Source organism: Citrobacter sp. CK199 (assembly GCF_030333285.1).
In the GTDB taxonomy this organism is placed as follows: domain Bacteria; phylum Pseudomonadota; class Gammaproteobacteria; order Enterobacterales; family Enterobacteriaceae; genus Citrobacter_B; species Citrobacter_B koseri.
Genome location: NZ_JAOWGF010000008.1, coordinates 50369 through 76182, shown reverse-complemented (window position 1 = coordinate 76182; position 25814 = coordinate 50369). Strand labels below are relative to the sequence as shown.

The window sequence follows — 25814 nt, the reverse complement described above, 5'->3', positions numbered from 1 at the left end:
CTCCTTAACCCAATAACGTGCGCAAATGTGCGGTCACACTATCCTGTGCGACTGCCGTTTGCTCACCAGAGCGCAAATCCTTCACTACAACGGTGCCGTCAGCCACTTCGGACTCACCCAGCACCAGTGCAACGCGGGCGCCCCATTTATCGGCACGGGCAAACTGTTTCTTAAAGTTGCCGCCGCCGTGGTTAGTCATCAGTTTCACGCCCGGATTTTCATCACGCAGGCGCTCCGCCAGTGTCATCGCCGCAGACTGCGTATCCGCGCCTGAGGCTACCAGGTATATATCGACAACAGGATCGGCATTAAATTCCAGATTAACTGCCTGAACTAACAAAACAAGTCGTTCCAGACCCATCGCAAAGCCCACCGCCGGGGTTGCGCGACCGCCAAGTTGCTCCACCAGACCGTCATAACGACCACCGGCGCACACTGTGCCCTGAGACCCCAGACTGTTGGTTACCCATTCAAATACGGTGCGGTTGTAGTAATCAAGGCCGCGAACCAGACGCTGGTTGACGGTGTAAGCGATACCCGCCGCTTCCAGCAGTTTGCACAGACCGGCAAAGTGCTCGCGGGAGTCGTCATCCAGATAGTCGCCCAGAGCAGGCGCATCGTTGAGCAGCGCCTGAACGTCCGGGTTCTTGGAATCCAGCACGCGCAGTGGGTTGGTGTACATGCGGCGTTTGCAGTCTTCGTCCAGCTTCTCTTTATGCTGTTCAAGGTATGCCACCAGCGCATCACGATAGTTGGCGCGCGCGTCAAGCGAACCGATGGAGTTCAGCTCCAGATTCACATGTTCAGCAATACCCAACGCACGCCACCAGCGCGCGGTCAGCAGAATCAGTTCCGCATCAATATCCGGCCCTTGTAGACCGAAGGCTTCGACACCCAACTGATGGAACTGACGATAACGCCCTTTCTGCGGACGCTCGTGGCGGAACATCGGCCCGATATACCACAAGCGCTGTTCCTGATTGTACAGGAGACCATGTTCGATACCGGCGCGTACGCAACCCGCCGTCCCTTCAGGACGCAACGTCAGGCTGTCGCCATTACGATCCTCGAAGGTGTACATCTCTTTTTCAACCACGTCAGTGACTTCACCGATAGCGCGTTTGAATAACGGGGTCTGCTCTACAATCGGCAAACGGATTTCACTGTAACCGTAGCTGCCGAGCACGTTTTTGAGTGTGCCTTCAATGCGCTGCCAGATGGCGGTTTCGCCAGGCAGATAATCGTTCATGCCGCGAATGGCTTGAATGTTTTTTGCCACGTTTATTCTCTTTCTGAATATAAAAATGAACCCTCAGCGCTTCCCAAACGATACGGGAGCCATGCGGGTTCAATCATACACGGGAAGCGCGCCGCTTCCCATCGCGTTATTATTTTTCAACCTGCTGCACGTCGATTCGACGCGCTTCGTCCATAATGCTGGCCTTCGCGCGGATACGGGCTTCAAGCTGCGTAATCATATCATCGTTGTCGAGTCTGTCTTTACGCACGCCGTCTTCATACAGGCCGCTTTTCTTGTTGCCGCCCGTTACGCCCAGCGTCGAAACCAGCGCTTCGCCCGGCCCGTTCACCACACAGCCGATGATGGAAACGTCCATTGGCGTGATGATGTCTTCAAGGCGTTGTTCCAGCGCGTTGACCGTGCCGATGACGTCGAACTCCTGACGGGAACAGGTTGGGCAAGCGATAAAGTTGATCCCACGTGCACGAATGCGCAGCGATTTCAGAATATCGAAGCCCACTTTAATTTCTTCTACCGGATCGGCCGCCAGAGAGACGCGCAGCGTATCGCCAATGCCTTCCGACAGCAGTAAACCGAGGCCGATCGCCGATTTCACCGCGCCGCTGCGCGCGCCGCCCGCTTCGGTGATCCCAAGATGCAACGGTTGTTCGATCTGTTTCGCCAACAGACGATAGGATTCTACCGCGAGGAAAACATCCGAGGCTTTCACGCTGACTTTAAACTGATCGAAGTTCAGGCGATCGAGATGATCCACATGGCGCATCGCCGATTCCAGCAGCGCCTGCGGCGTCGGCTCACCGTATTTTTCCTGTAGATCTTTTTCCAGCGATCCGGCGTTTACGCCGATACGGATAGGAATATTTTTATCGCGAGCGCAGTCGACAACGGTACGAATACGCTCTTCGTTACCGATGTTGCCTGGGTTGATTCGCAGGCAATCCACGCCATATTCCGCCACTTTCAGCGCAATGCGATAGTCGAAGTGGATATCAGCAACCAGCGGGACATTAACCTGCTGCTTGATCAGCTTAAACGCCTCTGCGGCATCCATTGTCGGCACGGAGACGCGGACGATATCCGCGCCAACACGTTCCAGCGCTTTAATTTGATTGACCGTCGCTTCCACATCCGTCGTGCGCGTATTGGTCATTGACTGTACGGCGATGGGGGCGCCATCGCCAATCGGCACATTCCCAACGTAAATACGTTTCGATTTTCTACGTTGAATTGGAGCCTGGTTATGCATGAAAAATCTCCCGCGTTGCCCGTCTGTTACTGCGCCGGTGATTGTTCGGCATTAAGGGTCAGACGCGCAACCTGGTTAGTTCTGATAAAACGGCTCAGATCGACAGGTTTTCCTTGATACTGGATCTGTACCGCAGCCGGGGCGCCAATTTTAAGCTTATAAGGCGCCTGACCGGTTAGGTTTAAATTGCCATCTTTACGCTGCATTCCGCTAAACAGTTTTTTACCTGTCGCATCGGTGACTTCCAGCCAGCAATCGGCGGTAAAGTTCATCACCAGCGCGTTCTGATCGACCGCTGACGTAGCCACGCCCGCCTGATCGGTCGGCAATGACGCCGCATCACCCGTCGCGGCAGGCGCCGTGGTTGCGGTATCCACATTCGCCTGAGAAGGCGCAACGACCGCATTCTGCTGAGCGTCTGCGGCTGGTGCCGTGGTCGTAGCGGACGCATCCGGCGTCTGCGGCACGGCGTTTGTCGCCGTAGAGTCAACAGGCGCAGTTGGCGCTGGCGTCGAATCCTGGCTTGCGGCTTCGCTGGTGTCCAGCGGTACGCTCTGGGCGCTATCGCCGCCGGCATTCAGTTCAGCAGAGGATTGATCGACCATCGTGGTGAGTTCTTCCTGCTGCGCCTTATGGTTTTGCCACCACCAGGCCCCCGTCAGGCCAACCACCACAAACAGCACCAGCCAGGTGAACGTCATCAACCAGCCATCGCGCTTTTTACGACGCTTACCTAAAGAGAAGCTCTGCATCGGCGCGACTTTGGAAGGACGAACCGGCGCCTGTTTTTCCAGACCGGGCAGCAGTTCTTCTTCAGGGATGTGCACCAGACGCGCATAAGAGCGGATATACCCGCGCAGAAACGTTGAAGCGAGATCGGCCGGGGCCTTATCTTCTTCAATATCGCGTACCGTGGAAACCTTCAGGCAAAGTCGCTCTGCAACCGCCTGCTGGCTGAGTCCGAGTTGTTCACGGGCATTGCGCAGACGAACGCCGGTGGATTGTGCTTCATTTTGGTCGTGCGTGGCTTCAGTATTCATTCGCTACAGCTGCTGGTACGTAAATTGGGGTTCAGGCGCCGGTGAGACACAATGCCCACCCGCACCGCGAAACATCTGGTCAGTTAACCTTAGTTGGACAGTATAAGACTGTCAGGCTACTTATGACAAAACAGCTTAATCCTTAAGGCTAAACTATTGTTGCACCGCTACATACTGCCCTAAAGTTGACAAAAACGCACCGTTAATATTGACCAGATAAGTACAACTTGAGGCATCATTCAACCAACATTGCGCCACTGTACACAAAACACACAATGGCGCAAGCCGTATCAGACCGCCTTAATGTCGATAGCCTCACCTTGCATACGCTTACGCAGAGTACGTTTGGTACGGTCAATCACATCCCCGGCAAGCTGACCACAAGCGGCATCAATATCGTCGCCACGTGTTTTACGCACAATGGTCGTGAAACCATAGCTCATCAACACCTTAGAAAAACGATCGATGCGGCTGTTGGAACTCCGGCCATACGGCGCGCCCGGGAACGGGTTCCACGGAATCAGGTTAATCTTACACGGCGTATCTTTCAGCAGTTCCGCCAGCTGATGCGCATGTTCCGTTCCATCGTTGATGTGGTCCAGCATGACGTATTCAATTGTGACGCGTCCCTGATTCGCATTGGATTTCTGCAAATAACGGCGAACCGCGTCGAGGAACGTTTCGATGTTGTACTTTCTGTTGATCGGTACAATTTCATCGCGAATTTCATCGTTCGGCGCATGCAAAGAGATCGCCAGCGCAACGTCAATCATGTCGCCCAGTTTATCCAGAGCCGGAACAACGCCTGACGTCGACAGCGTAACGCGGCGTTTAGACAGACCGAAACCGAAATCATCCAGCATGATTTCCATCGCCGGTACAACGTTGGTCAGGTTCAGCAGCGGTTCACCCATGCCCATCATCACCACGTTGGTGATCGGACGTTGCCCGGTGACTTTCGCCGCGCCGACGATTTTCGCCGCACGCCACACCTGGCCGATAATTTCAGAGACGCGCAGGTTACGGTTAAAGCCCTGCTGCGCAGTTGAGCAGAATTTACACTCCAGCGCGCAACCAACCTGTGAAGAGACGCACAGCGTGGCGCGATCGTCTTCCGGGATGTAGACCGTTTCCACGCGCTGATCGCCAACGGCAATCGCCCATTTGATGGTGCCATCTGAAGAACGCTGTTCTTCCACCACCTCTGGCGCGCGGATTTCCGCCACCTCTTTCAGTTTGCCACGTAACACTTTGTTGATGTCGGTCATCTCATCAAAGTTATCGCTGCAATAGTGGTACATCCACTTCATCACCTGATCGGCGCGGAAGGGTTTTTCACCTAATTCTTTAAAAAACTCCCGCATCTGCTGACGGTTCAGATCCAGCAGGTTGATTTTTCCATTTTTATCAGGAACAACCGGGGTGATGATTTCAGACGTGACAATTTGTTCAGACATATTCTATTCCGGCCTCGTTATTACACGTTATGGCCCCTGGAGGGTTGAAAAAAGAAGCGCCCCAGTGAGCGGTGCTCGTCCTGGGGCGCTGCATTGTACAAATTCTATCGCAAGGATGCCACGCCTGCGCGGGACATTAGCGAAAATAATGTGTAAAGGCAGAGCAGCGTCGTAGACCTGATAAGTCGTAGGCCGGATAAGCATCAGCGCCATCCGGCATTGCGCGACTGCCTGATGGCGCTGATGCTTATCCGGCCTACATACTACATCACTGATTTATTAACGAGTGCGCGGGCACACTTCGCCTTCACCAAAGAAATAGGCGATTTCACGCTGAGCGGATTCCAGAGAATCTGAACCGTGGGTGCCGTTTTCGGTGAAGCTGTCCGCGTAGTCGGCACGCAGGGTGCCCGCCAGCGCGTTAGCCGGGTTGGTTGCGCCCAGCAGGTCGCGGTGACGCTGCACGGCATTTTCGCTTTCCAGTACGGAAACCACGATCGGGCCAGAGGTCATGAACTCGACCAGACCGTCGAAGAACGGTTTACCATCGTGCTCGGCATAGAAACCGCGCGCCTGCTCAACGGTCAGGTGCAGCATTTTCGTACCGACAATTTTGAACCCTGCTGCTTCAAAGCGCGCAAAGATGTTGCCAATAACGTTTTTTGCCACCGCATTTGGTTTGATGATGGAAAAAGTACGTTCAATCGCCATGATTACCTCTGTAATGTGTTCTGCTGTTGTATATATGCTTGTACGACCTGGCGCGGATTATAAAGAGCATCCGGGTTATTGCCTATGGATGAAGGTAACATTTTTTTAAAATAAGATGAGTATTAGCAACAAACTATTGCTATCAGGTCTATTGCAGAGTAAATCGCAGCGCAGAAATCTGTCCAGCAGCATCCATAACCAGTAATTGATACTCGCCTTTTTCGGCAAGATGTAACGTAATATTCCGCTCGCGTTCTCCCAACGGCTCACCATTGAGGAACCACCAGCGCGCCCCCGCGCCACCACTGCTCTGAATCGATAAATCCACCCCGGAAGCGCCGGGTAACCGTTTCACTATCGCGCCATCACGCACGCCCGTTAACTGTAGAGGTAAAGGCGCATCCTGCCCCAGCGGCGGGCAGGTCGTCGAAGCCGTCGGCAGTCGCGCAGCGCGGCGTTCAGCAGCGGGCAACCAGGGCTCCAGCGGCAACGGCCAGACAATCAACGTCTGCTCCCGCGCCTGAGCACAATCGGCGGCGACGCGTTTTCCGTCATTATCCAGCCAGACAGGAAAACGAATGCCGCTAATCCCTTCCTGTTCAGGTAACAGCAGCGTCGGCGGTTGGCTGTTTTCCAGCAGCCAGGTCGCCAGTCGACGGCGGCAGTTATTGTCTCCCGCCGAAAGCGCCTGTCCGCCCGGCCAGCAGATAACGCCCCGGCTCACCGACGCCGGACGCGGATCTTCAGGCTGCGTCGCGGCGCGCGCCATCAGCATATTATTCACCTGATTAAGCAGCGGCACCGCGCTGGCAAAACCAAACTGTCCGGCAACGGGTGTGCCGTCGGGCCTGCCCGTCCAGATGCCAGTCACGTAGCGGGAGCTAACACCTATCGCCCACGCGTCGCGATAGCCATAGCTGGTGCCGGTTTTCCAGGCGAGCGGCACTACGCGCGGCAGGGCGCTATCCGGTAACGGCTGCGCTTCATCGGCCATCACCCGCCGGATGATCCACGCCGCACCCGGCGACATCAGCGGACGCTCCTGCAACGAATCCCCTGGCTGCAAGCGCAATGTTGCCGCCTTGCCATGACGGGCGAACGCACTGTATGCCGCCACCATCTCGTCCAGCCTTGCGCCCGCGCCGCCCAGAATCAGGGAAAGATTAGGGGCCGCGCCCGCAGGCAGATACAGCGGCAGGCCAACGTTACGCAGTTTTGCCGCAAAACGTTTTGGGCCATATGCTTCCAGCACCTGTACCGCAGGCAAATTTAACGAACGCACCAGAGCTTCGCTCATGCTGACGGGGCCATGAAACCCGCTGTCAAAGTTTCCCGGGCGATAATCGCCGGTACGGCGCGGCACATCCTGTAACAGCGAGGCGGGATGGATCAACCCGTCATCCAGCGCCAGCCCATAGACAAAGGGTTTAAGCACCGATCCCGGCGATCGGATCGCAGTGACCATATCCACATGACCAAAACGACTGTCATCATTCATATCCACCGATCCAACCCAACCACGCACGCTCATATCGGTATGATCGACAACGATCATCGCCAGCGAACTGCGCGCAGGAAGCCGCCCCTTCCAGTTTTGCGCCAGCTCTTCAAGCTGACGCTGCAACCCGGCATCCAGCGTGGTGACGATTTTGTCACTGTTGCTTTTGCCCAGCATCATGCGTGAGAACAGCGGCGCCAGTTGCGGCATTTGTCGGGGCGCCAGCCAGACGGGTTCTTCGCGGGCCTCCTGAACATTCCGGGCCGACCATACGCCCTGCGCCGCCATCCGCTCCAGCACTTTATTGCGCGCCGCTTGCGCGCGATCCGGCCAGCGATCGGGACGCAAGCGGCTCGGCGCCTGCGGTAAAACCGCCAGCAACGCCGCTTCCGAATAGCTCAGTTGCGTCGGTGGTTTACCCAGATAAGCCCAACTGGCGGCGCCGATGCCCTGCAACGTTCCGCCAAACGGCGCACGGTTCAGATACAGCGTCAGAATATCGCGCTTGGACAGGTGCCACTCCAGCTGGAGCGCGCGCCAGAGCTGGCGAAATTTACCACCAAAGGTTCGCGGATGCGGATCCAGCAGTCGCGCCACCTGCATGGTCAACGTACTGCCGCCGGAAATCACGCGTCCTGACGACAGATCCTGCCAGGCGGCACGCAGTACCGAAAACGGATTCACGCCCGGATGCTGCCAGAACCAGCGGTCCTCGTAATTGATTAACGCGTCAAGATAGCGGGGAGAAACGTCTTCAATCGTCACGGGATAGCGCCAGATCCCCTCCGCATCGGCAAAGCGCCACAGCGGTGTGCCGTCATGCGCCACTACCACCCGTGCCGGATTGACCTCGTGCAGCGGCAGCGGCCAGATTTTGTCCGCCGCCCAGACTGTCAGAATCATCAGAAATGGAGCGATGGCCAGCCAGCGCCAGCCACCGCGTAGACTGCGCAGGACGATCATTTATGGCGTGACAATCAAAAGCCCCTCGGTTGATCCCGTCGCCCGCCACTGTGGAACATACATTGACTCCACCTGCGGGATAGGAACCTGATAGGTTCCCGGCGTCACCGCGCGCGCCAGATACACCAGCGTCACCGGCTGCCCCTGGTTAACCGCCACCGCCGCGACAAAGCGATCGTCACGGAATTCCATATGCTGAATATCCGCCTGCTGCATCTGATTTAACAGGTTTTGCACTTCACTGCCGCTGTCTTGCAGGCTGGCGCTGCTGTTTGCCAGGTTCTGGTTTTCCAGCTCCAGACCGGCAGGCAGCAGGTCGACCACCAGCGCGTCTGGCACGTTTTGACTCGCTTTCACTTCGAGCCAGACCAGCACCAGTTCACCGCTGCGCAGGGAACTGAGCGATTTACTCTGACCATCGGTTCCCAGAATCTGGCGCTCGATGTGCAACACATTGCTGGCAGGTACGGGCGCCGTTTGCGGGTATCCGCTGCTGTCCAGACGCAGCCACAGCGGTTGGTCGCCGCTGTTGGTCACCTGCAACGCGGAAAGCCGATCGGCATCCAGATTACGCGTTTGCGCTTTATCGCCCGTCAACGGCTGATCAGCGAGCGAAGTCTGCGCCTGCCATGTCCCCGGCAGATCCTGTAGCGTGCGCGCAGCAAGGAACAGCGCATTACTCTCCTGCGTCGAAAGCCAGCGCTGACCAAATGCCTGTTCAGAAAGCGTCGTCAGCAGCGTATTTTGCGCCTCGGGTTGCAGTTTATTTTCCTCCAGCAGCGACAGCATGAGCGCGTTATCACGCAACGGGCTACCGTAATCCGCCATCCATTGCTGCGCGTCACGGCGCGGCGTGTTCAGCGCCAGCGTCAGCGCCTGTTCACTGCGGCTGGCATCGCCCATATTTTTCAGCGCAATGCCCAGTTGCAGAAGCGGCAAGCCCGACGCGGCCTGACCCCGGCGTTCCCAGATTTCACGCAGCGCGCCAAGCGGCGCTTTTTGCTGACGCGCCAGCACCAGTCCCGCATACGCCTGAACGGCAAATTTGCTGGCCTGGATATCGTCGCTATAGCGAACCGACATCATGCCCGGGTCCTGCAAATAGCGCAGCAGGCGTTCATTTCCCCGGTTAATCGCATCGGCCGGAACGCTGTATCCTTGCTCGCCAGCGCGCACGAGGAAATCCATCGCGTATGCGGTAAGCCAGTATTCTTCCGGCCCGTTGTTATCCCACAGGGCAAAACCGCCGTTATCACGCTGCATTTGCAGCATCCGGGAGATCCCCGTGTCGACTGCCGCACGGCGTTTTTCATCGGTATCACCCGCGATCCCCAACGCCTTCAGTTGCGCCGCGTTGGTATAGAGCGACGGGAACAGGCCGCTGGCGGTTTGTTCCAGACAACCATACGGATAAGCCTTCAGCTCCCGAATATAGCGCGCCAGGTTCAGCGGCGGTTTGCCGCTAAGCAACAGCTGCCCCTGCAACGTTACCGGTGAGAAGTTCTCCAGATTTTGGGCGGGCGCATGCCAGGTTTCCCCCGCCTGAAGCACCGTTCCGCTATTTACCGTCTGCGCAGGCCAGGCCGGACGGACGCCAATTTTCCACTGCTTATGCTGAGCGGGAAGCGTCTCGCCAGGCAGGTTCAGGCCGGTCAGCGTGGCCTGCAATTCTCCCTCGCCAAACCCTTCTTTTGCGCGTACCGGGATAAACAAGGTCGTACGCACGCCCGGCGCCAGGTTTACCGGAGCAGGTTGCTGACTCACCAGTTCCAGTAACCCACTGGCGGCGAGTTCAATCGTCAACATCTGCGGTTTGTCTGTCAGGTTAGTGACATCCAGCGTCAGGCGCGAAGTATCGCCGCCCGCCATAAAGCGCGGCTGATTCAGCTCCGCAATCACCGGAGCGGCAACAATCACCTTGTTTTCACTGCTGCCGAAGTCCTCTGCCGTCCACGCCTGGGCCATAACGCGTAACTCACCGTTAAAATCACCAATCGGCAACGTAACGGAACCTTCGCCCTGCTCATTGAGCGTAACCGGCAGCGCCTGCTGCGCCACGATGTTGACATGGTTGACCGGCGGTTTGCCGCCGCGTTTAAGTTCATCGCCATCGCCGCCAAAACGCAGCGTCGCCAGACGTCCCTGCCCTTCAATCACCTGACCGTAGATATCATAAATATCCGCGCCATAGCGTTTTTGCCCGAAGAATGCCTGCCACGGATCTGGCGTAACGTAATCGGTGATATTCAACACTCCGCTGTCCACCGCAGAGAGCAGTACGTTGATCTGTTTTGGCGTTTCGCCATGTTTAGCGCTGGCTTTGACGTTCACCGTCAGCGGCTGGTTTGGACGTATTTTAGCCGGGCTTTCCAGCGTCAGATCCAGACGACGATTTTCATCCCCCAACGGCAGGTGCAGCAGCCCAACCGCGCGTTTCGGCGTCGCTGAACGCGACTTATCGCCCGGACGCACAACCAGCGCGCTCAGGTAGAGATCGTGTCGATTCCAGGCTTTATCGACGGGAATCGACAGGTCGAGGCCCTCGGCAGGTACATCTATTTCCTGCCACCAGAGCGGGCCGTCGCTTGATTCCACCATCGCGTAGCCTTTACCCGCCACCGGCGCGGCGACATGCAGTTTGATGGTGTCCCCAGGACGATAGGTGGGTTTATCCAGCTTCAGGGTGACGCGATCCGGGCGCGCCGCTCCGCTGCCGTCGCTGTTATCCTGCCAGCTGTAACCTGCCCAGAAGCGCACGCTGCTGATCGCATCGTTCGGGGCTTTCACTTCGAGACGATACGATCCCCAGTCAACCGGGAAGCTCACCTTGCCCGTTTCATCGGCGCTGAGATCCAGCGTCTGCTCCCCTTCAACCAGATCTTTTTGATCAAACTGCGACTGCCAGCCTTCGCTTTCCGACCAGTTCCAGTAGTAATCGCGCCGTTCACGGATCAAACGAACCTGCAAACCCGAAGCGGCTTTTTTATTGCCTTGCGCATCGGCGTAGACAATATCAAAGGCGGCGTTACCGCCCTCATCCACGATGGGTTGGTTAACCGTGGCGTCAGTACGATAGTCATACACCGCTTTAGAGGCGAATTGCGGACGAATACCCGGCAAGGTATCGGCAGGCCAGATAGCCTGTTCCGCACGGCGAGTGACCGGGCGACCACCTGATTCCAGCAGGCTTGCTTGCAGGATCACCTGTAACGGCGAATGCGCTTCCTGCCACTGGCTGTTGGCGGAGACGTCGCCACGGCCATTTTCATCCAGCGTAAGCTGGACTTCGTCCAGACTGCGGGAAAGGTTTTCTTCCGCAATATCGCCAAACTGGAAGCCCGGCAGCGCCTGTACCGCTTCACGCTGCGGGCGCAGGAAGAGTTGCCCCTGTAACGTGTTGCCATTGGCAGGCGCTCCGTACAGGTAGTAACCAACAACGGAGAACGTCACCTCTTCCGACGGGGCTAACGGCGTTTTCTGCGCGCTGAGATTAAGCGCCATTCGCTCCGGCATAAAATCTTCGACATGGAAATCCCACATCCGGGGCTGGTTATCACCCGTGTTCGCGCGGATGTGCCACATGCCGGTTGGCGCACCGCTATCCAGCGGATACGTAAAGCGGTATAACCCGTTTTCAGGCTGGCTGACAACGGTGCGCAGTACCTGACCGTCCGGCTTTACCACTTCCAGTTTGACGGGCTGATCGGGCAAGGTTTTACCGTCGCTGTCGCGCAGCAGTCCGTTGAGGATCACCGTTTCCCCAGGACGATACAGATCACGCGGGCCGAACATAAAGAACTGCTTGCTGTAGCCCGGCGCGCCCGCAATCGCGAACTCCGCCAGATCCAGCGCGGGCAGTTTCAGATCCAACAGCGTGGTTTGCCCGTCTTTTCGCGCCAGCAACAGCGCCGCCTGCTGACTATTTTCCAGCTGTACATGCCCCTGCGCATCGCTGGCGGCTTGCGCCAGCGTCTGACCTTTCTCATCAAGCAGAGCAACCTCAACCCCCTGCTGCGCCGCGCCGTTTTCCAGACTCTGCGTAAAGATATCAAGGCGATTGTGATAACGGTGGGCGGAAACGCCAATGTCGCTGAGGGTAAAGAGCGTGGCAGGATTACTGTAGTTGTAATGTCCGGCCTGATTCATTACCGCAATGTACACGCCCGCCTGTTGCAGGGGCTTAATGTCACTCAGCGGCAGCAGGCGTTTTTCACGCGTATTACGCGCAGGATTGAGATCAAAACGCCCGGTATAGACCAGATCCGCCATTTTGAGCAGGTTGTCAGATTCCCAGTTCGAAAGAGCATTGCGGTATTCCCACTGGCTGACGAATGCCGCCAGCGACTCAGGCTTCACGCGAAAGAAGTTTACATCCACCTCGTTCACGTTCAGCGCCATGACCGGCAAGCCTTCCACCACTTTTCCCGGCAGCAGCGAGCCACGGCTGGCAAAGCCGACGCTCGGCTGAACGTCTCGCGTGGTAATGGTTTTTTCATACGCGCGGCCAAAAGCGGCTTTATTCAGCGCCGTTAAATCACGTTCAACGGACACCACCAGATCGCGGTTGGGTTCCAGGTGGCGCAAGCGCAGCTCTTTCAGATTCGGCGACAGCTCCCAGGCGCCATCAACCTTGCCGCTTTTTTTATCGACCACATGTACGGTGCGGGCAAAATCTTGTTCAGGATCTAACGGAATGGAGAACGTCAGCACCAGCGTCGCCGCGCCGTCCAACTGGACTTCGGAGGCGTCCAGCAGCGTCAGTTCTTTACCTTCGCTCTGTTGCGCCAGCTTTTGCAGTTGTGCCGGATCTTTCGTCGGAGCGGATTGCGCGGCGGGCGTCTCATCGTTTTTCACCGCCGTTGGCGCGTTATCGTTGTTATCGCACCCCGCCAACGCCAGCATGAGCATGCAAGCGGCTACGCGTATGTGTTTCATTCTTTCATCCCTGGCCACAGTGGCCCGTTAGCAACGTAGAGTAACTATTATGCGTGAGATTTCCCGTTGTGAAAGCCAGTATTCGTTATATAAGTTCTGATTTTTTCATCAGAAATGTGGTTTCACCAGCCAAATCAGCCTCTTTTACTTGTCCCTTTGCGGTAAACGTCCGACAATTTGGCATTATTATGGCAAAAGATGGAGACGCCTATGTCCACCTCCTGGTTTGTCGCCGCCGACTGGCTGGCAGAGCATATCGACGATCCGCAAATTCAAATTATCGACGCCCGCATGGCGCCTCCCGGACAGGAAGACAGGGATGTTGCGGGTGAATATCGTTCAGGCCACATCCCCGGAGCACTCTTTTTCGATATTGAAGCGCTCTCCGATCACACCTCGCCGCTGCCGCACATGATGCCGCGCCCGGAAGCCTTCGCCGTGGCGATGCGTGAACTGGGCGTACACCAGGACAGACATCTGGTGGTCTACGATGAAGGCAACCTGTTTTCCGCCCCGCGCGCGTGGTGGATGCTGCGAACGTTTGGCGTAGAAAACGTCTCAATTCTTGCCGGTGGTCTGGCGGGCTGGCAGCGCGATGAGCTGCCGCTTCAGGAAGGCGAAGTGGAACTCCCGGAAGGGGAATTTGACGTTAAATTCACGGCGGAGAAGGTTGTGCGTCTGACCGATGTACTTCTGGCGAGCCATGAAAGAACCGCGCAAATCGTTGATGCCCGCCCGGCGCCACGGTTTAATGCCGAAGCCGATGAACCGCGTCCGGGTCTGAAGCGTGGCCATATTCCCGGCGCGTTGAACGTTCCCTGGACAGAGCTGGTGCGTGAAGGGGAATTAAAAACGACCGATGAACTGGACGTCATTTTCTTCAGTCACGGCGTCAGTTTTGACAGACCGATTATCGCCAGCTGCGGTTCAGGTGTCACTGCGGCGGTCGTGGTGCTGGCGCTCGCCACGCTGGATGTGCCCAATGTCGCGTTGTATGACGGCGCATGGAGCGAATGGGGCGCGCGTAATGATTTACCGGTAGAGCCGGCCTGACGTTTTGTAATGTGCCGGATGGCGCTTGCGCTTATCCGGCCTACAGTGCGGGTTGTCCCGGATGACGTGAACGCCATCCGGCTACCGGGATCAGATAATCCGATTCTGTTTGAAATCGCGCAGGAACCCGCCCCAGCGGCGCTCGTAGAACGGCGCGATGTGCTCGGTAATAAAGTGGCTGATGCCCTGCTCACCTTTTTTCACCTGACAGATATCAATCGGTTCATCGCCGGGCAAGGTATCAGTCGCCACGCTGCCCGCCGCATGAATGATCTCTTCGATGTCGCCATCCGCTTCGATGCCAATCAACAGATTCGGCTGGGCGTCATTGCTCTCTTTAATGGTGCAAAGAAAGGCGCGCTTAACCAGTTTGATGGTTTTAAACAGCGTGGTCAGGGAGTCGATCATCTGCGCAGGTGGTTCTGCCACCTCAGACAGAATCAGCGATTCACCGCCTTCCAGCACTTCCTGTGTACTCAGCGGATTGCCCTCTTCACCGATCAGATGGCTGATCTCACGCGGCATAAACTCTTTGCCGGTAGGCAGTTTTGCGTTCAGGAAGAGCGTTTCGCCGAGCGTCATTTCAAATAACGTGCGCACCGGCATCACCACGAATGCCTGCTCGTCTTCTACCGCCTGCTGCAAGGCTTCCAGAGAGGTAAAAAACGGGATGACCGTCGTGCCGTCTTCTTTTTCCCAGTGCTGCAAATCCAGCGCGCTATCGTCAACAATCGCTTCGCCTTCAGCCGCTGTGCCTGGCACCCAGACGGTGGACTCCAGTAAGGTACGGAAAAATGCCGGACGATGCGCGGGTTCAGTCGCCGCCTTCTCCAGCAGGGTTTCTAATTCGTTTTTTGTTTCGGACATAAGGATCACAATAGAGATGCGTGTAGGGCGGGCAAGCGAAGCGCCCCCGCCGTTATCTTGCCGGATAGCGCTAACGCTTATCCGGCCTACATAATTATGCTGTTAACAGGTTAGCGATGGTGCGCACACCCAAACCGGTCGCCCCTGCCGACCACTGCTCAACCGGCGCTTTACGGTAGGTTGCAGAGCAGTCAATGTGCAGCCAGCCCTGCTGGTAGTTTTCGACAAAGTGCGACAGGAAGCCCGCAGCGGTGCTCGCCCCGGCAGGATACGCCGCGCTACCGGTATTGTTCAGTTCCGCAAAGTTAGAAGGCAACTGATTGCGGTGGAACTCCGCCAGCGGCAGACGCCAGAACGGTTCATTTTCTTCTGCCGCACTCGCCAGCAGACGCCCCGCCAGCGCGTCATCAAAACTGAACAACGCGTGGTAGTCGTTACCCAGCGCGGTTTTCGCGGCGCCGGTCAGCGTCGCCGCATCGATGATCAGCTCTGGTTTTTGCGCACTGGCGTCGATCAGGCCATCCGCCAGCACCAGGCGCCCTTCCGCATCCGTGTTCATCACTTCCACGTTCTTACCGTTGCGATAATGAATAATATCGCCCAGTTTAAACGCGTTGCCGCTGATCAGGTTATCCGCGCAGCACAGGTACAGCTTCACGCGTTTGTTCAGACCACGGGTAATCGCAAATGCCAGCGCGCCCGTTACCGTTGCCGCACCGCCCATATCGGACTTCATCGAGTCCATAAATGCGCTTTGCTTGATGCTGTAACCGCCGGAGTCAAAGGTAATGCCTTTGCCCACCAGACAGGCGTAAACCGGCGCGTCTTTATCGCCGGTTGGGTTGTAATCCAGCGCCAGCAGCACCGGCGCGCGATCGGAACCCCGGCCAACGGTATGCAGCCCCATGTAGTTTTGCTCGCGCAGATCTTCGCCTTTGGTAATGCGGTAAGAGACATGATCGCACGCGACGCTGCACAGCAGATCAACGGCACGCTGCGCCAGCTGTTCCGGCCCCAGCTCTTCCGCCGGCGCGTTAATGATGTCGCGTACCCAGTCAATGATCGTCAGACGGTTGTCCAGTTCTTTCTGCTTCTCATCGTCAAGATCTGGCCACTCGACCTTGCGGCTGCCTTTCGGCCCTTTGTAACCCTGCCAGAATGCCCAGCTACGCTCCACATCCCAGCCAGCGCCGGTCAGTTGTACGTGTTTAATGCCCAGGCCGTCGATTTTACGCGCCGCGCGCTGGATTAAACCGGAATCATCTTTACCGTTCAGGTGCAGGGTAATGCCGTCGTTATTGATGCTGTATGTGGCTTTGTCTCCCCAGCGAGCGTCAGCCGGTTGGGTGGAGAGCGTAATTTTCATCGCTTCAGTCATTGTTCTTTTCCTTCTTCGCGCATACAGGAAAACGGGCCACCCGTGGGCAGCCCGTTTATTTATTCAGCTTCGTCCAGCCAGACCAGCAGGATAGCCTCAAGGATCTTTTCATTTGATGCCTGCGGGTCATCATCAAAATCCTCAAGATCGCAAATCCATTGATGCAGGTCGGTGAAACGAACGGTCTTAGGATCGAGATCGGGGAACGCGTCGTACAGCGCCTCGCCGATTTCGCGGCTATCAGTCCACTTCAGTCCCATACTACCCTCTGTTAATGCTCGCGTGCATGGTTGATTGTGTAACGTGGGATTTCGACCACCAAATCTTCATCGGTGACGCGCGCCTGACAGCCTAAACGGCTCTCCGGCTCCAGACCCCAGGCTTTATCCAGCATATCGTCTTCGTCTTCCGTGCTTTCCGGCAGGGAATCGAAACCTTCACGCACGATGCAGTGGCAGGTCGTGCAGGCACAGGATTTTTCACAGGCGTGTTCAATCTCGATACCGTTACGCAGGGCAACGTCAAGAATGGTTTCGCCGGTCTCAGCTTCCAGAACTGCGCCATCGGGACAGAGATCCTGATGAGGCAGAATAACAATCTTTGGCATATTAAACCTCGTCCACGGAATGGCCTTGCAGCGCGCGACGAACAGATTTGTCCATGCGACGAGCGGCGAATTCCTGGGTTTGTTTGTCTACGTTTTTAATGGCTTGTTCTATCGCGTCAACATCATCGCTCTGCGCAACCTCGCTCAAGTGCGCGGCGGCATCATCAATGACCTGACGTTCTGCGGCGCTTAGCAGCGCGGCATCAGCAGCGAGCGCGCCGGTCAGGCTTTCCAGCACGCGCGCCGCTTCCACTTTTTGCTCTGCCAGCATACGGGCTTTTACATCCTGCTCGGCAAAGCTCATTGAATCCTGAATCATGGTGGCGATTTCGCTGTCCGTCAGACCGTAAGACGGTTTGACCTGGATAGACGCCTCAACGCCGGTGGATTTCTCCATCGCGGTGACGCTCAGCAGGCCATCGGCATCCACCTGGAAGGTGACGCGGATATGCGCCCCGCCCGCTGGCATCGCCGGGAGCCCGCGCAGCGCGAAGCGCGCCAGCGAACGGCAATCCTGCACCAGCTCGCGCTCGCCCTGCATGACATGGATCGACATCGCGGTCTGACCATCTTTAAAAGTGGTGAAGTCCTGCGCGCGCGCCACCGGAATGGTGGTGTTACGCGGGATCACTTTCTCCACCAGGCCACCCATGGTTTCCAGCCCCAGCGACAGCGGAATCACGTCCAGCAGCAGCATTTCGCTGTCCGGCTTGTTGCCGACGAGGATATCCGCCTGAATCGCCGCGCCAATGGCGACGACCTTATCCGGGTCGATTGCCGTCAGCGGCGGACGACCAAAAAATTCGCCCACGCGTTCGCGCACCAGCGGCACACGGGTGGAGCCGCCGACCATCACCACTTCCAGCACCTCCTGCGCCTCAACGCCCGCATCTTTCAATGCGCGGCGACAGGCCATCAGAGTACGTTTAACTAAAGCGGCGATAAGGTCATTAAACTGTTCACGGGTGATGTCACCCTGCCAGCCCGCCACATTGACGCTAACGGAATCGGCATCACTCAGCGCGATTTTTGCCGCGATGGCGGCATCCAGCAGTTCACGCTGAACGCGGTTATCGCTGCGATCGGCTATGCCCGCCTGCTCACGGATGTAATCGGCCAGCAGATGGTCGAAGTCGTCGCCGCCGAGCGCGGAATCACCGCCGGTCGCCAGCACTTCAAACACGCCGCGACTCAGGCGCAAAATAGAGATATCGAAGGTGCCGCCGCCGAGGTCGTAAACCGCGATAACACCTTCTTTGCCGGAGTCCAGACCGTAGGCGATCGCCGCCGCCGTAGGTTCATTGAGCAGACGCAAGACGTGCAGCCCCGCCAGACGCGCCGCGTCTTTCGTTCCCTGACGCTGTGCATCGTCAAAGTAAGCGGGCACGGTAATGACCACACCATCCAGCTCGCCCGACAACGCTTCCGTCGCCCGCGCCGCCAGCGCTTTCAGGATATCGGCAGAAATACGTACCGGGTTGAGCAGACCTGCCGCCGTTTCAATCATCGGCAGACCATTTTCACTGGCCTGGAACTGATACGGCAGATGGGGATAGCGCGTCTGAATATCCGCCAGCGAGCGGCCCATCATGCGTTTTACCGAGCTGATGGTGTTAGCCGTGTCCTGCGCCGCGTTCGCGCGCGCCGCGTAACCGACCGTGTGGCCCTGCTGCTGATAGTGAACGACTGACGGCAACAGATGGCGACCGTCGTGATCGGCCAGCGTTTCTGCCTGGCCGCTGCGAACGGTCGCAACCAATGAGTTGGTAGTACCTAAATCGATGCCTGCCGCCAGACGACGCTGGTGCGGCGCAGCGCTCAGACCAGGCTCACTAATTTGTAATAAGGCCATATTCGCTTCCGGGAATTAAAAATCGAGCAGCTTTTCTTCGAGTTGTTCGGCGCTGCTTCGCAGTTTATCGAGAAAACGCAGTTTACGCACGGTGTCCGCCGCCACGTCCCACGTCTCGTTGTCCAACTGTTCCACCATCAGCTGATGGCGGGCATCAAACATTGTTTTCACGCGCTTGATGAAACTTTCCAGTCGCGCTTCGTCCTTTGCCTGTTCTATTTCATCAAGCTCTTCACGCAGTTCCAGCTGTTCCATCAAAAACGCAGTATCGCGCACCGTATGCTGCTCGCTGGCCAGATCAAAGCCGTGTAGTGACAGTAAATATTCGGCGCGCGTCAAAGGGTGACGCAGCGTTTGCCAGGCCTGATTAATGGTCGCGGAGTGTTGTACGGCGGCGAGTTGCTCAGCCTGCGTACCGCTGGCGAATTTATCAGGATGATACTGACGTTGAAGATCCTGAAAACGGAGGCTCAGCGCCTGGATATCGAGTTGATAGTGGGCTGGCAAGCCAAAGAGGGTGAAGTAGTCCATAACATTCTCAGGGCATCGGCTCTCTGATGTTTCAGGGAGTCAGGTAAAACAAACCCCACGCGCAGGTGACCACGGTGGGGTTATCGGTAAGCACGTTACACGTTGAAGCTTTCGCCGCAACCACACTCGTCTTTTACGTTCGGGTTGGTGAATTTAAACCCTTCGTTCAGACCTTCTTTTACGAAGTCTAACTGCGTACCGTCCAGAAATTGCAGGCTCTTACCGTCGATCACGACTTTTACGCCTTTGTCTTCAAACACGGTGTCTTCTGCCGCCGGTTCATCAACAAATTCCAGTACATAAGCCATACCTGAACAGCCGGAAGTTCTCACCCCCAGGCGCAGGCCAAACCCTTTACCACGGTTTGCCAGAAAGGTATTTACTCGCGCTGCAGCACTGTCGCTAAGTGTAATCGACATAACAACCTCAACTCTTCTTATTTTGCTTCACGTTTGCTTTTGTAATCCGCAATAGCGGCTTTAATTGCGTCTTCTGCCAGAATGGAGCAGTGAATTTTCACCGGAGGCAGTTCAAGCTCGTCTGCGATATCGGTATTTTTAATCGCCTGCGCTTCGTCCAGAGACTTCCCTTTCACCCATTCGGTGACCAGGGAGCTGGACGCGATAGCGGAACCGCAGCCGTAAGTCTTGAAACGCGCGTCTTCAATGATACCTTCATTGTTGACTTTAATCTGCAACTTCATCACGTCGCCGCAAGCCGGTGCACCCACCATGCCGCTGCCTACGTTTTCGTCGCTGTTGTCAAAGGAACCCACGTTGCGTGGATTCTCGTAATGATCGATTACTTTTTCGCTGTAAGCCATTATAAATTCTCCTGATTCCGATACCGATTAATGATGAGCCCATTCGATGCTGTTCAAATCCACGCCCTGTTTGAACATTTCCCACAGCGGGGAAAGGTCACGCAGACGACCGATGGATTTGCGCACCAGCTCAATGGTGTAGTCGATCTCTTCTTCAGTAGTGAAACGACCTAAAGAGAAACGGATAGAGCTATGCGCCAGCTCGTCATTCATGCCCAGTGCGCGCAGCACATAGGACGGTTCCAGACTTGCGGACGTACAGGCGGAACCTGAAGACACCGCCAGATCTTTCAGCGCCATAATCAGGGATTCGCCTTCAACGTAGTTAAAGCTGACGTTGAGAATGTTCGGCGCGCCCTGTTCCAGGTCACCGTTCAGGTAAACTTCTTCGATATCGTTGATGCCGTTCCACAGACGGTTACGCAGCGTGCGCAGACGCGCCATCTCGGTTTCCATCTCTTCTTTCGCGATACGGTAAGCTTCGCCCATACCGACGATCTGGTGTACAGGCAGCGTACCGGAACGCATACCGCGCTCGTGACCGCCGCCGTGCATCTGCGCTTCGATACGAATACGCGGTTTACGACGCACATACAGCGCGCCAATCCCTTTCGGGCCATAGATTTTGTGGCCGGAGAAGGACATCAGGTCCACTTTCAGCTGGCTCAGGTCGATAGGCAGTTTGCCCACGCTCTGGGTGGCGTCAACGTGGTAGATAATACCACGCGCACGGCACATTTCGCCGATGGTCGCGATATCCTGCACCACGCCGATTTCGTTGTTAACGTGCATGATGGACACAAGAATGGTGTCATCGCGCATCACCGCTTCGAGTTCTTTCAGATCGATAATGCCGTTGCTCTGCGGCGCCAGGTAAGTAACCTCAAACCCTTCGCGCTCAAGCTGACGGCAGGTATCCAGCACGGCTTTATGCTCGGTTTTGCTGGTGATGATGTGCTTGCCTTTTTTCTGATAAAAGTTGGCCGCACCTTTAATCGCCAGGTTGTCGGATTCAGTCGCACCGGAGGTAAAGACGATTTCACGCGGATCGGCGCCAACCAGTTCTGCGATCTGGTTGCGGGCGATATCTACCGCTTCTTCAGCTTGCCAGCCGAAACGGTGTGAACGAGAGGCCGGGTTACCAAAGGTTCCGTCCAGGGTCAAAAACTGCATCATTTTCTCGGCAACACGCGGGTCCACCGGCGTGGTTGCGGAGTAATCGAGATAGATCGGTAATTTCATTGCTCTATAAACTCCGTACATCGCTTCAATGCAAGGAATCAGGCAACCGGCTGGATGTACGACCGAGTACACGGGGCGAGTAAACGCCCCGGCCTGATTCTGAAATCTATTATAATTTTTTACCCTAACTGTTTTGCGGTGCAGCAAGGCGACAAGCTTGTGAAACCCAGGCGCTTACATAAGTAAGTGACTGAGGTGAACAAGCGCGGCCAACGCAGCAGCGCCCCGAAACAGGGCGGGTAAATTACGCGCGCAGTTTGACGTCGATTGCGTCTTGCGTGCGGGTGCTACGTGGCGCGTCATGGGTGTGCTGACGATCAGACACATCCAGAACTTCCTGGTTATTCACCAGTTCGCCTAAGGTAATGTTGTTGAGGAAACCGGTCAGACGGTCACTCAAATCACGCCACAGCGCATGCGTCAGGCATTTATCGCCGCCCTGACAGCCGCCTTTGCCCTGACAACGGGTCGCATCTACCGACTCGTCAACAGCGCTAATCACTTCGCCAACCGCGATGCTACCTGCGTCTTTACCCAACAGATAACCACCGCCTGGGCCACGTACGCTGGAAACCAGACCATTTTTACGCAAACGTGAAAACAGCTGTTCCAGATAAGAAAGGGAAATTCCCTGACGTTCAGAAATATCAGCCAACGGTACCGGGCCCGCTTCGGAGTTGAGCGCAACGTCCAACATTGCGGTCACGGCATAACGCCCTTTAGATGTCAGTCTCATGTCTTACTTAACCTCAAACTCGCCCCTGCCCGGGGTTTTTTATTGTAAAATGGGGGTATTGCATAGCAGGGTCAAGTCTGACATTCCCGACTAAATCAGTCAACTATTTACTTGACTAATTTAGTCAGGTATTTAACCTTCAGTGCCGTTTCTGTTTGCCGGATGGCGCTTCGCTTATCCGGCCTACAATATTCGGCCTGCAAATCGTGCAGCCATCCGGCATCAACACGCTTACTTGCCTTTATTCTGCTGCTCAATAGAAGCAAGAATGCCGCGCAGGATGTTCAGTTCCTGGCTTTCCGGGCGCGCACGCGTAAACAGACGACGCAGTTTGTTCATGACCTGCCCCGGATGGCCTTCACGGATGAAGCCGGTTGAAAGCAGCGTCTGCTCCAGATGGCCGTAAAAACGTTCCAGGTCGTCCACCAGCGGATATGGCGTCTCTTCATGTTCCGCCGCCTCGTCGTTTTCCTGCGTTGCCAGCCAGGCCATACGAACTTCGTAGGCGATCACCTGTACCGCCATCGCCAGGTTGAGCGAGCTGTATTCCGGGTTTGCGGCAATCGCCACATGGTAATGGCATTTTTGCAGTTCGTCGTTGGTCAGACCAACGCGCTCGCGGCCAAAGACCAGCGCAACCGGCGTATTCGCGGCTTCCGCCACGCTTTTCAGACCGCATTCGCGCGGGTCCAGCATCGGCCACGGCAGCGTGCGGGAACGCGCACTGGTGCCGACCACCAGGCTACACCCTGCCAGCGCGTCATCGAGCGTATCGACGATCTGCGCATTGCCGATCACATCGCTGGCGCCAGCCGCCAGCGCGATAGCCTGGGAATCCGGCTTGACCAACGGATTTACCAGCCACAGGTTTGTTAAACCCATTGTTTTCATGGCGCGGGCAACAGAACCCATATTGCCGGTGTGAGAGGTTTCCACCAGCACAATTCGAATATTTTGCAGCATTGTCTTTCTTCGGCTAAAGATTATTCGGGCATATTATCATAAAACGGAGACATATTCCGAACTCGCTGCTATACTCTGCGCCGTTTTCCCGTTCTTTAACATCCAGTGAGAGAGACCGATGCATCCGATGCTGACCATCGCCGTGCGCGCAGCGCGCAAGGCGGGTAATGTAATTGCCAAACACTACGAAACGCCTGACTCAGTAGAAACCAGCCAGAAAGGCAGCAATGATTTTGTGACCAACGTCGATAAAGCCGCCGAAGCGATTATTATCGAAACGATCCGCAAATCTTACCCACAGCACACCATCATTACCGAAGAAAGCGGTGAACATGAAGGTACCGATCAGGATGTTCAATGGGTTATCGATCCACTGGATGGCACCACCAACTTTATCAAACGTCTGCCGCACTTCGCGGTATCTATCGCCGTACGCATCAAAGGCCGTACTGAAGTCGCGGTAGTTTACGATCCTATGCGTAACGAACTGTTCACCGCCACTCGCGGTCAGGGCGCACAGCTGAACGGTTACCGTCTGCGCGGCAGCACCGCGCGCGACCTGGATGGCACCATCCTGGCGACCGGTTTCCCGTTCAAAGCCAAACAGTATGCGACCACCTACATCAATATCGTTAGCAAACTGTTCACCGAATGCGCTGACTTCCGTCGCACCGGTTCTGCTGCGCTGGATCTGGCGTATGTGGCTGCGGGTCGCGTTGACGGTTTCTTTGAGATCGGTCTGCGTCCGTGGGATTTCGCCGGCGGCGAACTGCTGGTACGTGAAGCGGGCGGTATCGTCAGCGACTTTACCGGCGGCCATAACTACATGACGACCGGTAACATCGTGGCCGGTAACCCGCGCGTGGTTAAAGCGATGCTGGCAAGCATGCGCGACGAATTGAGCGATGCGCTGAAGCGCTAATCGTTTGATGCCGGATGACGGCTAGCGCCTTATCCGGCCTACCAGGGGAGTTTCCCGTAGGCCTGATAAGCGAAGCGCCATCAGGCATTCATCCTACAACTGTGCTAAAACGGTCTTAATCCCCTGCCCACCGGCACCGCACTCATCCACATCACCACCGCCGCCACAACCAAAATCACGCCACCGGCTAACGCCAGCGTTGTCCAGCCAATCTGTCGCCACAATACCGGCGTTTTATTGCCGCTTAATTTTACCGCCAGCGTGCGGAAACTGTGAACCAGCAACGCCAGAGAGGTAATGGTCAGCGAGGTTCCCGCCGCCATCGCCAGCGCCGACGCCATTCCCCAACTAAAGACGCCAATAACTTTACTGAACAGCAGCACCATAATCGCGCCGGAACAGGGGCGCATCCCCATCGACAGAATAATCATCAGCCGCGCGCGCCAGTCATCGCCATTCCTGAGTTGCTCTGGGTTCGGCAGATGCTGATGCCCACAGCCGCAATGTTCGTGGTGAACATGATGCGGCGTAAATGAGATAAATTTCGGCTTGCGCAGCAGCGCGCGAAGCGTCTTTAGCGCCCGCCAGCAAAGCAATATTCCCAGCACGCCGACTAACGCATAACTGCCCTTCTCCAGCCAGAAGCTGCTCAGATGTAACTGCCTCGCCGGAAGCTGCAATACCGTCAGCACCACAACCACCAGCGCAATGGCCACCAGCCCCTGCAACAACGATGAGGCCAGCGTCAGGCCGATGCTTGATTTCAGCTTTGATGGATGCGTCGCCAGCCATGTGGTAATCACCACTTTTCCATGACCCGGCCCCAGCGCATGGAGTACGCCATACAGAAAGCTAAACAACAGCAGCGAACCGCCCGCCTGCGCCGGATTCGCCGCCACCGCTTTTAATAAGGCGCTCATCTGCTGATTCACTTCCCGCTGCCAGACAATGCTTTTCACCATCACCTGCGGCCAGGCCTGCCATAACCACAGCCCGCCCGCGATGGCCAGCAACAGAAATACCGCCAGCGGCCACAGCGGCAGCCAGCGTCGGGAGCGCGGGCGTTGTTGGGAGATTACTGACATTGCACCGTTACCTTCTGCGCGAACTGTTTACCCAAATCCATATCCTCCGGCGGCGCGTCTTCTTTATCCAGCGACTGCGCAAAACTGAGCGTCTCTTCACTCGGCGTCGGCGTATGCACGCTCATGCTGCATTGTGTGCTTAACGCCTGCGGCAACGAGGCGTCCCGATCGTTGGCATAGCTCATATCCACATAGTATGTGGGATCGAAGGTCGAAAAAGTGTAAGTCTGGCCGCTCAGCGGCTGCGGTTCAGCCAACGGCAGGACAAACGTCAACACCGCCTGGTGCGCTTCCCGTTCCATTCCGTATTCCGTCGGGCGATTTTTAAACTTGACCTTTTGTCCGTTGTGCCACACTTCGGTGAAGTAGTGCTGGCCGAGCACGTTCGCCATCACTTCCGCCGCCAGCTTTTTCCATATCTCCGAACCGGGCTTCGCGTCTCCCGCGTCGTAAAGCAGGTCGGCGGAGGTGATTTCATCCATCGTCCAGCGCATGTTTAGCGCCACAAACCGATCGTTTTCACTCACCAGCTGCGTCTGCAATCGAATAAAGCTATGAGGGTGCGCCTGCGCTGTGAAAGATAAAACAGCGAGAAAGAGTGTTAAAGCGCTGCGTTTAACTAATTGCATCTGTTCCTCACGTTA

The 25814-nt window shown here is 56.3% G+C and carries 22 protein-coding genes; 2 read left to right on the top strand and 20 right to left on the bottom strand.

Annotated elements, in window-relative coordinates:
• Window positions 1–4 precede the first annotated feature (4 nt).
• From hisS to OGX75_RS00335, 7 genes are all read right to left on the bottom strand, one after another.
• Window positions 5–1279 (bottom strand): histidine--tRNA ligase, encoded by a 1275-nt coding sequence (hisS, locus tag OGX75_RS00365; protein ID WP_024130119.1) that lies wholly within the window; start codon window positions 1277–1279, stop codon window positions 5–7.
• A 109-nt stretch (window positions 1280–1388) separates the two neighbouring features.
• Entirely contained in the window at window positions 1389–2507 is a 1119-nt protein-coding gene (gene ispG / locus OGX75_RS00360) for a flavodoxin-dependent (E)-4-hydroxy-3-methylbut-2-enyl-diphosphate synthase (protein ID WP_012131265.1), read from the bottom strand.
• A 26-nt stretch (window positions 2508–2533) separates the two neighbouring features.
• Entirely contained in the window at window positions 2534–3547 is a 1014-nt protein-coding gene (gene rodZ, locus OGX75_RS00355) for a cytoskeleton protein RodZ (RefSeq protein WP_115625806.1), read from the bottom strand.
• A 290-nt stretch (window positions 3548–3837) separates the two neighbouring features.
• A complete protein-coding gene (rlmN, locus tag OGX75_RS00350; protein WP_012131263.1) occupies window positions 3838–5004 on the bottom strand; it encodes a dual-specificity RNA methyltransferase RlmN in 1167 nt (388 codons plus the stop codon).
• 279 nt (window positions 5005–5283) lie between these two features.
• Complete coding sequence (ndk, locus tag OGX75_RS00345) at window positions 5284–5715, bottom strand: nucleoside-diphosphate kinase (protein ID WP_012131261.1); 432 nt, start codon at window positions 5713–5715, stop codon at window positions 5284–5286.
• A 148-nt stretch (window positions 5716–5863) separates the two neighbouring features.
• Window positions 5864–8176, bottom strand: coding sequence for a peptidoglycan glycosyltransferase PbpC (gene pbpC, locus OGX75_RS00340; RefSeq protein WP_286450859.1), 2313 nt, complete (start codon window positions 8174–8176; stop codon window positions 5864–5866).
• The gene (locus tag OGX75_RS00335) at window positions 8177–13111 is read right to left on the bottom strand and encodes an alpha-2-macroglobulin family protein (protein WP_286450858.1); all 4935 of its coding nucleotides are present in this window, start codon (window positions 13109–13111) and stop codon (window positions 8177–8179) included.
• Between the two features lie 210 nt (window positions 13112–13321).
• Here OGX75_RS00335 and sseA point away from each other — a divergent pair, with 210 nt between their 5' ends.
• The gene (sseA, locus tag OGX75_RS00330) at window positions 13322–14164 is read left to right on the top strand and encodes a 3-mercaptopyruvate sulfurtransferase (RefSeq protein ID WP_024130118.1); all 843 of its coding nucleotides are present in this window, start codon (window positions 13322–13324) and stop codon (window positions 14162–14164) included.
• Window positions 14165–14254: 90 nt separating this feature from the next.
• On the opposite strand, the gene sseB is transcribed toward sseA, so the two are convergent.
• The 11 genes from sseB to trmJ form a co-directional block, all read right to left on the bottom strand.
• Complete coding sequence (gene sseB / locus OGX75_RS00325; RefSeq protein WP_012131255.1) at window positions 14255–15031, bottom strand: enhanced serine sensitivity protein SseB; 777 nt, start codon at window positions 15029–15031, stop codon at window positions 14255–14257.
• Window positions 15032–15125: 94 nt separating this feature from the next.
• Window positions 15126–16409, bottom strand: a complete 1284-nt coding sequence (pepB, locus tag OGX75_RS00320) for an aminopeptidase PepB (protein WP_286450857.1) — start codon at window positions 16407–16409, stop codon at window positions 15126–15128.
• Window positions 16410–16468: 59 nt separating this feature from the next.
• Window positions 16469–16669: a Fe-S cluster assembly protein IscX gene (iscX, locus tag OGX75_RS00315; protein ID WP_012131252.1), complete on the bottom strand. Its 201-nt coding sequence runs from the start codon at window positions 16667–16669 to the stop codon at window positions 16469–16471.
• 11 nt (window positions 16670–16680) lie between these two features.
• Window positions 16681–17016 (bottom strand): ISC system 2Fe-2S type ferredoxin, encoded by a 336-nt coding sequence (gene fdx, locus OGX75_RS00310; protein ID WP_012131251.1) that lies wholly within the window; start codon window positions 17014–17016, stop codon window positions 16681–16683.
• 1 nt (window position 17017) lies between these two features.
• A complete protein-coding gene (gene hscA, locus OGX75_RS00305) occupies window positions 17018–18868 on the bottom strand; it encodes a Fe-S protein assembly chaperone HscA (RefSeq protein ID WP_071258070.1) in 1851 nt (616 codons plus the stop codon).
• 15 nt (window positions 18869–18883) lie between these two features.
• The gene (hscB, locus tag OGX75_RS00300; RefSeq protein WP_114848602.1) at window positions 18884–19399 is read right to left on the bottom strand and encodes a co-chaperone HscB; all 516 of its coding nucleotides are present in this window, start codon (window positions 19397–19399) and stop codon (window positions 18884–18886) included.
• A gap of 95 nt (window positions 19400–19494) precedes the next feature.
• The gene (iscA, locus tag OGX75_RS00295) at window positions 19495–19818 is read right to left on the bottom strand and encodes an iron-sulfur cluster assembly protein IscA (RefSeq protein WP_004104506.1); all 324 of its coding nucleotides are present in this window, start codon (window positions 19816–19818) and stop codon (window positions 19495–19497) included.
• Window positions 19819–19835: 17 nt separating this feature from the next.
• A complete protein-coding gene (gene iscU / locus OGX75_RS00290; protein WP_002913991.1) occupies window positions 19836–20222 on the bottom strand; it encodes a Fe-S cluster assembly scaffold IscU in 387 nt (128 codons plus the stop codon).
• A gap of 27 nt (window positions 20223–20249) precedes the next feature.
• The gene (gene iscS / locus OGX75_RS00285) at window positions 20250–21464 is read right to left on the bottom strand and encodes a cysteine desulfurase (RefSeq protein ID WP_115625810.1); all 1215 of its coding nucleotides are present in this window, start codon (window positions 21462–21464) and stop codon (window positions 20250–20252) included.
• A gap of 244 nt (window positions 21465–21708) precedes the next feature.
• Window positions 21709–22200: a Fe-S cluster assembly transcriptional regulator IscR gene (gene iscR / locus OGX75_RS00280; protein WP_012131246.1), complete on the bottom strand. Its 492-nt coding sequence runs from the start codon at window positions 22198–22200 to the stop codon at window positions 21709–21711.
• 231 nt (window positions 22201–22431) lie between these two features.
• Window positions 22432–23163, bottom strand: coding sequence for a tRNA (cytosine(32)/uridine(32)-2'-O)-methyltransferase TrmJ (gene trmJ / locus OGX75_RS00275; protein WP_071258072.1), 732 nt, complete (start codon window positions 23161–23163; stop codon window positions 22432–22434).
• A 118-nt stretch (window positions 23164–23281) separates the two neighbouring features.
• Here trmJ and suhB point away from each other — a divergent pair, with 118 nt between their 5' ends.
• Window positions 23282–24085, top strand: coding sequence for an inositol-1-monophosphatase (suhB, locus tag OGX75_RS00270; RefSeq protein WP_024130116.1), 804 nt, complete (start codon window positions 23282–23284; stop codon window positions 24083–24085).
• Window positions 24086–24189: 104 nt separating this feature from the next.
• Here suhB and OGX75_RS00265 read toward each other — a convergent pair whose 3' ends face one another.
• Both OGX75_RS00265 and OGX75_RS00260 read right to left on the bottom strand, forming a co-directional pair.
• On the bottom strand, window positions 24190–25170 hold the full coding sequence (locus tag OGX75_RS00265) for a nickel/cobalt transporter (protein WP_110493948.1): 981 nt from the start codon (window positions 25168–25170) through the stop codon (window positions 24190–24192).
• On the bottom strand, window positions 25161–25799 hold the full coding sequence (locus tag OGX75_RS00260; RefSeq protein WP_286450856.1) for a DUF1007 family protein: 639 nt from the start codon (window positions 25797–25799) through the stop codon (window positions 25161–25163). Before OGX75_RS00260 ends, OGX75_RS00265 begins: the two co-directional genes overlap by 10 nt.
• Window positions 25800–25814 lie beyond the last annotated feature (15 nt).

Excerpts from the sequence above, each read along its gene's own strand:
- ispG (WP_012131265.1), bottom strand. The coding sequence starts at position 2,507 with ATGCATAACCAGGCTCCAATTCAACGTAGAAAATCGAAACGTATTTAC.
- rodZ (WP_115625806.1), bottom strand. The coding sequence starts at position 3,547 with ATGAATACTGAAGCCACGCACGACCAAAATGAAGCACAATCCACCGGC.
- rlmN (WP_012131263.1), bottom strand. The coding sequence starts at position 5,004 with ATGTCTGAACAAATTGTCACGTCTGAAATCATCACCCCGGTTGTTCCT.
- ndk (WP_012131261.1), bottom strand. The coding sequence starts at position 5,715 with ATGGCGATTGAACGTACTTTTTCCATCATCAAACCAAATGCGGTGGCA.
- pbpC (WP_286450859.1), bottom strand. The coding sequence starts at position 8,176 with ATGATCGTCCTGCGCAGTCTACGCGGTGGCTGGCGCTGGCTGGCCATC.
- OGX75_RS00335 (WP_286450858.1), bottom strand. The coding sequence starts at position 13,111 with ATGAAACACATACGCGTAGCCGCTTGCATGCTCATGCTGGCGTTGGCG.
- sseA (WP_024130118.1), top strand. The coding sequence starts at position 13,322 with ATGTCCACCTCCTGGTTTGTCGCCGCCGACTGGCTGGCAGAGCATATC.
- sseB (WP_012131255.1), bottom strand. The coding sequence starts at position 15,031 with ATGTCCGAAACAAAAAACGAATTAGAAACCCTGCTGGAGAAGGCGGCG.
- pepB (WP_286450857.1), bottom strand. The coding sequence starts at position 16,409 with ATGACTGAAGCGATGAAAATTACGCTCTCCACCCAACCGGCTGACGCT.
- iscX (WP_012131252.1), bottom strand. The coding sequence starts at position 16,669 with ATGGGACTGAAGTGGACTGATAGCCGCGAAATCGGCGAGGCGCTGTAC.
- fdx (WP_012131251.1), bottom strand. The coding sequence starts at position 17,016 with ATGCCAAAGATTGTTATTCTGCCTCATCAGGATCTCTGTCCCGATGGC.
- hscA (WP_071258070.1), bottom strand. The coding sequence starts at position 18,868 with ATGGCCTTATTACAAATTAGTGAGCCTGGTCTGAGCGCTGCGCCGCAC.
- hscB (WP_114848602.1), bottom strand. The coding sequence starts at position 19,399 with ATGGACTACTTCACCCTCTTTGGCTTGCCAGCCCACTATCAACTCGAT.
- iscA (WP_004104506.1), bottom strand. The coding sequence starts at position 19,818 with ATGTCGATTACACTTAGCGACAGTGCTGCAGCGCGAGTAAATACCTTT.
- iscU (WP_002913991.1), bottom strand. The coding sequence starts at position 20,222 with ATGGCTTACAGCGAAAAAGTAATCGATCATTACGAGAATCCACGCAAC.
- iscS (WP_115625810.1), bottom strand. The coding sequence starts at position 21,464 with ATGAAATTACCGATCTATCTCGATTACTCCGCAACCACGCCGGTGGAC.
- iscR (WP_012131246.1), bottom strand. The coding sequence starts at position 22,200 with ATGAGACTGACATCTAAAGGGCGTTATGCCGTGACCGCAATGTTGGAC.
- trmJ (WP_071258072.1), bottom strand. The coding sequence starts at position 23,163 with ATGCTGCAAAATATTCGAATTGTGCTGGTGGAAACCTCTCACACCGGC.
- suhB (WP_024130116.1), top strand. The coding sequence starts at position 23,282 with ATGCATCCGATGCTGACCATCGCCGTGCGCGCAGCGCGCAAGGCGGGT.
- OGX75_RS00265 (WP_110493948.1), bottom strand. The coding sequence starts at position 25,170 with ATGTCAGTAATCTCCCAACAACGCCCGCGCTCCCGACGCTGGCTGCCG.
- OGX75_RS00260 (WP_286450856.1), bottom strand. The coding sequence starts at position 25,799 with ATGCAATTAGTTAAACGCAGCGCTTTAACACTCTTTCTCGCTGTTTTA.